Below are 11,143 nucleotides of genomic sequence, written 5' to 3'. Positions count from 1 at the left end.
GGGAGATGCCATGAGCCGCAAATTCTGGAAAAACAATGAACGGGGGGTTGTCCTGATCGCAGGGCTGATGATCCTGCTCATCCTTTCTTTGATCGGGGTGACGGCTATGCAGGCCACGACCCTTGAGGAACGCATGGCCAATAATTTTGCCCAGCGCGACCTGGCATTTCAGGCTGCCGAGGCGGCCTTGCGCGATGGCGAGACCTTTCTCGGCGGCATGTCGATTACCGCTCTGCAGGAACTCGAATTCTCCGCTACCGGGACCAACGGGCTGTTTGAACCGGCTTTATCGAGTGCGGTACCGGTTTGGGAATCTGCCAATTGGAGTGATAACAGCAAAACCATCCTCTATTCGGCCACCGCGTTGGCCGATGTGGTGCCGCCGAGATATATCGTCGAGCGATTGCAGCCCGATCGATGCGAAGCGCCTGTCGATGAAAACCTGCCCAAATGCCAGATGGTGTTTCGGATCACATCGCGGGGGTTTGGCGTCAACGCAACCTCTGCGGTCATGCTGCAAAGCACCTACCTGAGCCGTCTTTTCTGACCGGTGCCGAAGGATATTCGGCTGACCGTTGTAATCGCGACTGTTTGCTGTGCTGACAAAAACCTGGAGGGGGCATGAACAACCAAATCTCAAGCCGGTGCAGAGTTGCACGGGCGTTTCTTGTTATCTTCCTGCTGCCGCTTGTCATTCCCGGGGTGGTTCAGGCCGCGACGGGTCCCATCGCCCAGGTCCCCCTTTTTCTGACCCGGGCCGCGACGCCGCTGGTCATGCTCAACATGTCCAATGACCACCAGCTGTTTTTCTCGGCGTACAACGAATACGACGACCTGGACAACGACGGGTCGCCCAATGCCAGCTATTCCCACAACGTCGATTACTACGGTTATTTCGACTCGTTCAAATGCTACGATTACAGTGCGACAAACGGCCGTTTTGAACCAGACGCCACTACGGCCGACAAATATTGCAGCAACAAGTGGAGCGGCAACTTTTTGAACTGGGCCTCGATGGCCCGGATCGATGCGGTACGCAAGATCCTCTACGGCGGTGACCGTTTTGCCGATGATTCGTCACTGACCGTTCTGCAGCGGACCTATCTCCCCAATGATGCCCATAGCTGGGTCAAATATTATCCGGGGAGCGATATTGACCGGTTGACTCCTTTCTCCCCGGCAACGCTACCGACCACCGCGACCAGTTCGACTTCGCAGAGTTTCGATCTCGGCTCGAAAACCTTCGCCACCAGCTATACCGGCGGCAAGGCCCAGGTCGGAGATCAGGTGATCATTACCAACCCGACCAATCCAACTGGTCAGAATATGCGCGGTTATGTCTCGGCGTTTGATCCCGCTAGCGGCTCCCTGACGGTGATCGTAACTCAAAGTGTCGGTTCCGGTACCTGCGCAAACTGGGAAATCACGAATCCGACCCGGGTCGGCATCACTTTGTGTAACACCACCGTGGCGAGTAGCGGCTTTTCCCAGTCGGTAACGGCCCCGCCCTTTTTGCGCGTGGCCGAGGGGAACTACGACCTCTGGACCGCCAACGAGCGCTGGCAGTGCCGGTGGCACGAAGAAAAAACCAATGTCAACCAAAACGATGCCGTTATTTCGGGGCTGTTCGCCAGCCGAAACTCACCGGTCAAGGCCAGTGCCGGGCTAGGTCAGAAGGATTACAACGTGCGGGTCAAGGTCTGCGACCGCAACCTGCTGGGAACCGAACGCTGCAAGCGCTATCCCGACGGCAATTACAAGCCGGTCGGTCTGCTGCAGATGTACGGCGATGACGAGCGACTCCTGTTCGGCCTGATGACCGGCAGCTACACCTACAACAAATCGGGAGGGGTGCTGCGGAAAAATGTCAGTTCTTTTCTGGATGAAATCAGGGTTGACAGCGATGGTTCCTTCAAAACGCCGCCGTCGACCGGGACCATTGTCCAAACGTTGAATAAGTTACGGCTTTATGGTTATGACCACGGAGAGGGGACCTACAATAGTTCGTCCTCTGGTGGCGACAACTGTAACTGGGGAAAAAGCTCTTTCCTCAATGGCCAGTGCAGCAACTGGGGCAATCCGCAATCTGAAATATTCCTTGAAAGCCTGCGCTATTTTGCCGGCGATACCGCGAACTATACAATCAGCGGCGATGATAAGATTCCCGGCCTCGGTACTGCCGCCTGGTCTGACCCCTTGAGTGAGGCCAATTACTGTGCCCCCCTGAATATCATCAACTTCAATGCCAGCATGGCTTCTTACGATGCCGACGAGCTTGAATCGGCCGGGTCGGTTGATCTGCCCGGCGCCGGGTCGGTCGAGGCCCTCACCGATGTGGTCGGCGAGGGGGAAAGGATTCATGGCCAGAACTGGTTCGTCGGTGAAAACGGCACCGACAACAATCAGTTATGCACTTCAAAAAGGGTCTATTCTCTGGGGGATGTCAAAGGCATCTGCCCCGAGTCGCCACGACTCAGCGGTTCTTATCATATCGCCGGGTTGGCCCACTTCGCTTATACTCACAGTATCCGGAACGATCTTCAAGACGAACAGACGGTGAAAACCTTCGGTGTCTCTTTAGCTCCAGCGGTACCGAAAATTGAAATTCCCCTGCCCGGGGAGACGGTCCCCTCGCTGACTATCCTGCCGGCCTGTCGCAATACCTCCCTCTCGCCCGCAGCCAACTGCGCCATCGTTAATTTTAAAAAAATCAGTCAAAGTCTGGTGGATGGTACCGGCGAGTTTTTCGTGCAGTGGGAAGACAGCGAGCAGGGGGGCGACTACGACCAGGACATGAGCGGCGTTCTTCGCTACAGAATCGACAACGCAGCCAAAACCATCACTGTTTCGACGGATGTTTTTTCCCAATCGACTCCCGATTCGATGGGGTTCGGTTTCTCTATCAGCGGCACCACGGCGGACGGGTTTCATGCTTTTTCGGGGATCAACGGCTTTACCTTTAGCGACGCCACGTCGATCACTGGATGCACCGGCTGTACTGCCGCCGATGCCGCAGTAGGGCAAACATTCTATATTTCATCGAATGCTACAGGTCTGGTTCTTGAGCAACCCCTTTATTATGCGAGCAAATGGGGAGGCTTCGATAAAGCCGGAGATTTTCCGGCAGAAACGCTGTCATGGGATACAAACGGCGACGGCTTGCCCGACAATTACTACTTTTCCACCAATCCGACCCAGCTCGAAAAGGCCCTGAATGAAGTATTTTTCAAGCTGACGGCACAGGTGTCTTCTTCGGCATCGGTTGCCGCAAACTCGACCCAGCTCAATTCGGGTACGGTTGTTTATCAGGCTCGTTTCAACAGTGGTGACTGGTCTGGTGAGCTGTTGGCCTATCAGATCAATTGGGACGGCAGCCTGGGGGATCTGTTGTGGAATTCTGCTGAACTGATCCCTGCTGAAGCCGATCGCAACATTTACACGTCGACAGCCGTTACTACCGGTGGGGAGTTTTTGTGGGACAAGCTGACGGCAACCCAGCAATCCTCCTTGAATAAGGATGTTTTCGGTACAGTCGACACCCTGGGGGCAAACCGGGTGGCTTATTTGCGTGGTGATCAGACCAATGAAAACCAGAACAACGGTCTTTTTCGTGATCGTGCGAGGCTGCTGGGGGACATCGTCAATTCCGATCCTCTTTATGTCGGAAACCCTAATTATCTCTATGATCGCTCAGCTCTCCCCGAGGGCGTTTCGTACAAGAATTTTCGGGCCGGCAACAGGTACCAGTCGCGTCCGCCGGTTGTCTATGTCGGCGCCAACGACGGCATGCTGCATGCTTTTTCTGCGACGACCGGGGTTGAGCTGTTTGCATATGCTCCGGATACGACCATTCCCCTGTTGAACAGGTTGCCCGAACGCAGTTACGGTTCCCGGGATAACGCTCACCGCTATCTGGTGGATGGGGCGCCGAAGGCTGTGGATGCCTATTTCGGTTCGGCCTGGCATACGGTTCTGGTCGAATCCCTTGGCGGCGGGGGGCAGGGGGTTTTTGCCCTCGATGTGAGCTACCCGCAGGATTTTGATAAAAATTCGGTGTTATGGGAAATCAGTTCGGCGACGACGGGAGCCGGTTACGATGGTTACGCCGATCTCGGTTATACCATTGGCGATGCGACCATCGCCCGATTAGCTAACGGTAAATGGGTTGCCTTGTTTGGTAATGGATACAACAGCGCAACAGGTAAAGCGGTTCTTTACATCGCCGATATTGCCGATGGCACGATAATCAAGGCGATTGACGTCGGGGTAGGTTCCGTCGCCAGCCCCAACGGGCTCTCCAGTCCGGCGCCGGTCGACACCGATGGTGATCGTATCATCGATACGATCTATGCCGGCGATTTGCAGGGAAATTTGTGGAAATTCGATGTCAGTGGCGATGACGCTATCGATTGGAAACTAGCCTACACCGAGGCGGATGCGGTTCCCCGTCCACTGTTCAAGGCCGTAGGGCCTAATGGGGAGATTCAACCTGTTACTGTGCGTCCGACCGTGGCCAGGCACCCCATCGAGGGATACATGATCCTGTTCGGTACCGGTAAGTTTTTCGAGATGGGAGATAATGAGATCCCGGAAACCCATGCCGATCGCGAAGTGCAGACTTTTTATGGTATCCGGGATACTGGCGAACGAATCTCAGTAACCGACCGCAGTCTGCTTCAGGCGCAAATCATCAGTAATGAGACATCCTCTTCCGACTGGGATGTTCGAGTTGTTTCAGATAACCCGATTGTCAGCAGCGTCAATCGGGGTTGGTATCTTGACCTTGTTTCTCCCGGTCCCATGAGGTATGGGGAACGGGTTGTCTCCAACGCCCTGTTCCGCCACGACCGGATTATATTCGTGACCCTGATTCCATCGGCTCACCCTTGTGATGCCGGCGGCAGCAGTTGGCTGATGGAATTGGATGCTTTTGACGGCGGCAGCCTCGGTTACACCGTCTTCGATATTGACAGGAGCAAGACTCATAATGACGATGACCGGGTTTCGGTTACCGGAACCGGCGAAAATGGAGCTCCTGAATCGATGAACAAACATGTCAGCGGTGTTCGGACCAGAAATGGCATCATCCAGACTCCGACGGTCATAGAAGACGGGCAAAGTGAATACCTGGTCACCCCGAATTCAGATGGCGCCACCGAGAGCCTCGATACGGCCGCTGGAGATCCGGTCGGCGCTGGCCGGAGGTCCTGGCGCCAGCTTCAATAAAAACATATCTCACGCTCGTTCGCTATGCTCACTAAAGACGCAGGCTGGCGCCGCAGTAAGGGCCGATGCCAGAGGCGGTTTGCATTTTCAGGGTTTAACGGCGTCTTTGCGTCTCCGCGTGAGACATGTCTTGCTCGTTAGATTGGGTCAGTTGAAGTTTTTGGACTGAATGCCTTTGGGAGAAATTATGGATTTGCAGAAGCCAGCCGGGTTTACCTTGATCGAGATGATCATTGCCATCGCCATTCTGGGGATCCTGGCGGCCATCGCCACCCCCGTCTATAATAACTATCTGCTTAGCGCCGGCCGCGCCGATGGCAAGGTGGCCCTGGTGCAGGGGGCTCAGCTCATGGAGCGGTACTACACGCAAAACAACACCTATGTGGGCGCCGCTATCGGAGGGACAATCCCCCTGAAGTCTGAAGGCGGCAAATATCAGCTGAGTTTCAGCGCCGATCCCTCGGCGACCAGTTTTACCCTTGCCGCAACGGGGCAGGGGGCGCAGGCGAAAGACAGCCGCTGCGCGGTTATGACCATCAATCAGGCCGGGCTGAAAAAACCGGCGGACTGCTGGTGATTTTTTTTGTTTTAACGGGCACCCCTTGGTGCGCCCTGAAGGGTTTGGGGTGCAGTCCCGTGTGTACGACCAGGAGTTTTCCCTTGCAACCTTTTATGGGATTTACGTATAGTGTTGATCTCATTTAATGCGGTACAGGGAGTTTTTCTGCATGGCCAAGATAGTCCCCTTCAGGGGGGTACGATACAACCCGGGGCGGGTGCCGGATCCCGCCAGGGTGATGGCTCCTCCATATGACGTAATCTCCCCCTCGTTGCAGGATGAACTGTCTCTTCGTCACGAAAACAACATCGTCAAGCTGATTCTCGGCAAGACGCAGTCCGGGGATTCGGAGCAGGACAACCGCTATACCCGCTCTGCCCGCTTCTTTCAGCAATGGCAGGATGAAGAGATTCTGGTGCGCGACCAGGAGCCTTCGATCTACCTGTATGATCAGGAATATTCCATCGAGGACGGCCAGATTCTGGTCCGTCACGGGGTCGTCGCCCTTTCCCGCATCGAGGATTTTTCCACCGGCCTGGTCAAACCCCACGAAAAGACCCTCTCCGATCCCAAGGCGGACCGGTACCAGCTGACCCGGGCCTGCAATGCCAACTTGAGCCCGGTTTTCGCCCTCTATTCCGATCCCTGCTGTGTTCTCGAGGTTTTTTGCAAAAGAGAAAAGAACCGCGACCCTGATCTTGCGGTTCGTGATGACGACGGTGTCACTCACCGGCTCTGGCGTACCGCTGAGCCATCGCTGATCAGCAAGGTTCAGTCGGTACTCGACAACAAGCCACTCCTTATTGCCGATGGGCACCACCGCTATGAAGCGGCGATAAGTTATCGGAATTACATGCGCGAAAAGCATCCTGCTTATACCGGCAAAGAGCTTTTCAACTACGTCATGATCTGTTTTTCCAACATGGAAGATCGCGGGATGCAGGTCTTTCCGGCTCACCGGGTAGTCAGCAATCTGCCGCAGTTCCGGCTCGAGGCGTTTTTCGGGGAGCTGGTCGATTATTTCGATATCGACAGCCGCCCCCTCGATGCGGCATCCGCCTCGGCCCGTCTCGAGGTACGCCAGACCCTGGCGGAGTTGGGCAAAAGCCGGCATGTGCTGGCCCTCTTTACCGGCACGGACCAGATCCATTACCTGAGTCTCAAGGATGAAAAGGTCATGGACCAGTTTTTCGACACGAAAACGCCCAAGGTGTTGCGCACCCTGGATGTGTCGATTCTGCACCGCCTGGTTCTCGGCCGGCTGTTGAAGATTTCTCACGAATCCCTGGAAAAACAGTCCAATCTGCAGTACATTAAGGGGTTTGACGAGCCGTTTCGGCTGGTTGCCGAAGAAGGGGCCCCGCTGGCTTTTCTGATGAATCCTACCCGCATGAGCGAGGTGCGCGAGGTGGCCAACTCGGAGGAGAAGATGCCGCAGAAATCAACCTACTTTTATCCCAAGTTGCTTTCCGGCATGGTGGTCAACAAGATTGTCGAAGGCGAATCGGTCGGCAGCTGAATTTTTTTTCGTCACAAAAAGGAGGGTATGTGGAAATTCTCGGCATTGATATAGGTTTTGGTTTTACCAAGGCGACCAACGGCAACGAATCGCTGGTCTTCAAGTCGGTTTTTGGCGAGGCGACCGATGTGCAGTTTCGCGAGCTGATTCTGGCCGACGCCGCCCAGGACGAGCACCTGCAGATCGACGTCGACGGCAAGTCGTATTTTCTCGGCGAACTGGCCGAACGGCAGAGCAACGTACGCTTCTTCACCCTCGACCAGGGGCAGTTCATCGCCAAGTTCGCCAAAATCCTCGCTTTGGCAGCGGCGGCCAGGCTGGTCGGTGGTCATATTCCGATTAACCTGGTGACCGGTCTGCCGATCGGTTATTACCAGAAATACAAGAAGGATGTCGCCGCCATCCTGCGTGGTGAACATCGGGTGGTCCTTACCGACGCCGCCGGCCAGACCAAGGAGAAGATCATCAACATCAACAAGGTGCGGGTGATTCCCCAGCCGTTCGGCTCGATGTTCAACCTGATGCTGAACGATCTCGGCGAGTTGGGCGACAAGCGCCTGGTCAAGGAAAAAATCGGCATCATCGACGTCGGTTTCCGCACCTCCGACTACACCATTTCCGACAAAATGCGCTATTCGGAGCGGGGCAGCCGCACCACCGATTCCGGCATTGCCCGGGCCTTCAACGTGATTGCCACCAAGCTGCGCGAGGAGAGCGGGGTCAACGTCGAGCTCTATCGCCTCTACGACGCCGTCGATCGGGGCTTTATCAAGATCCGCGGCAAGGAGTACGATCTCAAGGAGCTCACCGAGCAGGTCTTCAGTCAGCTGGCTTCGACCGTGGCCAACGAGGTTGACCGCTTGTGGGCCGACGACTGGGACATCGATACCATGGTGATCACCGGCGGCGGCGGCGCCGTGCTGGCGAAATACCTTTCACCGCTGCTCAAGGGGCACGTGTTGCCGGTCGATGATGCCAGTGATGCCCGCCTGAACAACGTCTACGGCTATCGCAAGTTCGGCAAGCATCTGTGGGCCCGCGGCGTGGTCCCCGCGCCGGCGAAAACCTAGGATCAAGGACGCATGGCGCTCACACCCGAAGACCTGGTCAAGTTTCTTGCCACCCAGGCCCGCCGGCCCCAGACGACGCGGGATATCCTCGCCGGTTTCCGGCTCAAGCGGGGGGAGCGCCAGGAAGCGCTCCGCCTGCTCGATGACATGGTCGAGGCCGGCAGCCTGATCCGGCACAAGAATGGCCGCTACTCCCTGCCCCGGCAGGTCAACCTGGTGGTCGGCAAGGTCTCCATACACAGGGATGGTTACGGCTTCGTCTCCGCGCCGGAAGCCCGCCAGGATATCTTTGTTCCGGCCCGGCACCTGGGTGAAGTCATGGACGGCGATACGGTGGCCGTGCGGGTCGAACGGGGAGGGCGCAGCGGCAAGCCCGAGGGGCGGGTGGTCCGCATCGTCGAGCGTTCCCATCGGCAGGTGGTCGGCCGCTACGAAGCCGGACGTGGCTTCGGTTACGTCGTCCCGGCGGATCCAAAGGTGCGCCACGATATCTTCATTTTTGACCAGTCTGCAACCGCGCCGCGCCCCGGCCAGATGGTGGTCGCCCGCATCGATGCCTTCCCCAGCGGCAGCCGCGGTCCCGAGGGGACTGTTATCGAAATTCTCGGCGATGCCGATGATCCCGCCGTCGAAATCCTGACCGTTGCCTACAAACATAATCTCCCGCATCGCTTTCCCGAGACGGTGCTGGCCGCCGCCGGGGAGATTCCCGACCAGGTGCTTCCGGACGACCTGGCAGGACGGATCGATCTGCGCTCGCTGCCGCTGGTGACCATCGACGGCGAAACGGCCAGGGATTTCGACGATGCCGTCGCCGTCAAGGCTGAAGCCGATGGCCGGATCCGGCTCTGGGTGGCGATCGCCGATGTCGGGCATTACGTGGCCCCCAAAAGCCTCATCGACCGTGAAGCCTATGAGCGTTCGACCAGCGTCTATTTCCCCGGCCAGTGCATTCCCATGCTCCCCGAGGCGCTGAGCAACGGCATCTGTTCCTTAAACCCCGAGGTCGATCGTCTGGCCATGACCGCCGAGATGCTCTTTGATCGCCAAGGGCAGCGTCTCGAAAGCCGGTTCTACCCTTCGGTGATTCGCAGTCGGGCGCGGCTGACCTACACCGAGGTGCACGCCATGATCGAAGTGGCGGAGCAGGCGGTCATCGACCGCTACGCCCCGATTTATCCCGACCTTAAAGTCATGGAGCAGCTGGCTCGCCAACTCATCGAGATGCGAAGACGGCGCGGCAGCCTTGATTTCGACCTGCCCGAAGCCGAAGTGGTGCTTGGCCTGCGCGGCAAACCGGAAAATATCGTCCGGGCCGAACGCACCTTCGCCCACCGGTTGATCGAAGAGTTCATGCTGGCGGCCAACGAAGCGGTGGCGACCTTTCTGCACGAGCGGCAGGCGCCCTTGCTCTACCGCATTCACGAGCCGCCCGACCTGGAAAAGCTGCAGGCTTTCCAGGAATTCGCTGCCCACTTCAATTACGGGCTGGAACTCGGTGCCACCGGCGTTGACCCGCGCAGACTGCAGCAGCTGCTCGATGAGGCCTCGGGTCGCCCCGAGGAAAAACTCCTCAACAACGTCCTGCTGCGCAGTCTCAAGCAGGCCCGGTACTCGGCCGACAACGCCGGTCATTTCGGCCTGGCCGCCAAGCTCTATTGTCATTTCACCTCGCCCATCCGGCGCTATCCCGATCTTGTCGTGCACCGGATTCTGCGCGAAGTACTGGCGCAGGGTTCCCTCTCCGAAAGCCGCAAGGAAGCCCTCAACCGACGGCTCCCCCCGGCCGGTGAGCATACCTCGATGCGCGAGCGGAGGGCCATGGAGGCCGAACGGGAAATTGTCGACCTGAAAAAGTGCCAGTTCATGGCGACCCGGATCGACGAAGAATTCGACGCCCTGGTCTCAGGGGTTCAGCCCTTCGGTTTTTTTGTCGAACTCAATGATGTTTTCATCGAAGGGCTGGTTCATGTTTCCAGTCTGACCGACGATTTTTATCATTACGAAGAAGATCTGCACCGCCTGATCGGAGAGCATCGTCGCAGGATCTACCAGGTCGGTTTCCCGGTTCGGGTGCGCTTGGCCAAGGTCGACCTGGCCAGGCGTGAAATCGATTTTGTGCTGGTCGAAACAGAACAACGGCAACCGGCGCCCGGGCGTGGCCGAAAAAAACGATTCAAGCCATGAAGCTTTTCACCGATCTGCAGCAACTGTCTGCGCCCCTGCGCAATGCGGTAGTGACCATCGGCAATTTTGACGGGGTTCATCTCGGTCATCGCGAGATTTTTCAGCGGGTCATCCGCAAGGCCCGTCAATGCGACGGCACCTCCGTCGTGCTTACTTTCGTGCCCCATCCGCTGAAGCTCCTGGCCCCGGAGCGGGCGCCGAAACTGCTCAATACCGACGCTGAAAAAAAACGCCTCATCGAGGCCTCCCATGTCGATGTGCTGATCTGTGCACCGTTCACCCGGGCAATGGCCGCCATGTCGGCCGACGAGTTCGTCGAAAAGATTCTGGTGGAAACCATCGGTGTCAAGCATGTCATCGTCGGATACGATTATTCCTTCGGCCGGGGGCGCGGAGGGGATGTCGATTTTCTCCGACGCAAAGGGGAAGAGTTCGGCTTCGGAGTCGAAGTCCTTGATCCCATTGCCGAGCACAGCGTGGTTTACAGCAGTTCCCTTATCCGCACAATGATCTGTGCCGGCGACGTCACCGGGGGTGCGTTGGCTGCGGACGCCGAATCAACGTGGCGATCACCGATCGGCG

Annotated in this window: 6 protein-coding genes and 1 pseudogene; all 7 read left to right on the top strand. The window is 57.2% G+C overall.

The annotated features are described in order from the left end of the window. Nucleotides 1–547: pilus assembly PilX family protein (locus tag ABYV89_RS09885; protein WP_432822789.1), on the top strand; the 547-nt coding region annotated here is incomplete at its 5' end. Between the two features lie 74 nt (nt 548–621). Next, nucleotides 622–5,226, top strand: a complete 4,605-nt coding sequence (locus tag ABYV89_RS09880; protein ID WP_432822788.1) for a pilus assembly protein — start codon at nt 622–624, stop codon at nt 5,224–5,226. Between the two features lie 187 nt (nt 5,227–5,413). Next, nucleotides 5,414–5,803, top strand: a complete 390-nt coding sequence (locus ABYV89_RS09875) for a type IV pilin protein (protein WP_432822787.1) — start codon at nt 5,414–5,416, stop codon at nt 5,801–5,803. A gap of 151 nt (nt 5,804–5,954) precedes the next feature. After that, nucleotides 5,955–7,304, top strand: a complete 1,350-nt coding sequence (locus tag ABYV89_RS09870; protein ID WP_432822786.1) for a DUF1015 domain-containing protein — start codon at nt 5,955–5,957, stop codon at nt 7,302–7,304. Between the two features lie 29 nt (nt 7,305–7,333). Then, nucleotides 7,334–8,374, top strand: coding sequence for a hypothetical protein (locus ABYV89_RS09865; RefSeq protein ID WP_432822785.1), 1,041 nt, complete (start codon nt 7,334–7,336; stop codon nt 8,372–8,374). 12 nt (nt 8,375–8,386) lie between these two features. Beyond that, nucleotides 8,387–10,561, top strand: coding sequence for a ribonuclease R (gene rnr, locus ABYV89_RS09860; protein ID WP_432822784.1), 2,175 nt, complete (start codon nt 8,387–8,389; stop codon nt 10,559–10,561). Further along, nucleotides 10,558–11,143, top strand: a pseudogene (locus ABYV89_RS09855) (bifunctional riboflavin kinase/FAD synthetase); the annotation flags it as partial. The gene rnr and the pseudogene ABYV89_RS09855, both read left to right, overlap by 4 nt.

Origin of the sequence: Trichloromonas sp. (genome assembly GCF_041583255.1) — a bacterium.
In the GTDB taxonomy this organism is placed as follows: domain Bacteria; phylum Desulfobacterota; class Desulfuromonadia; order Desulfuromonadales; family Trichloromonadaceae; genus Trichloromonas.
Note: the sequence above shows the minus strand (reverse complement) of the source record. Positions and strands in the feature narration are given on the sequence as shown.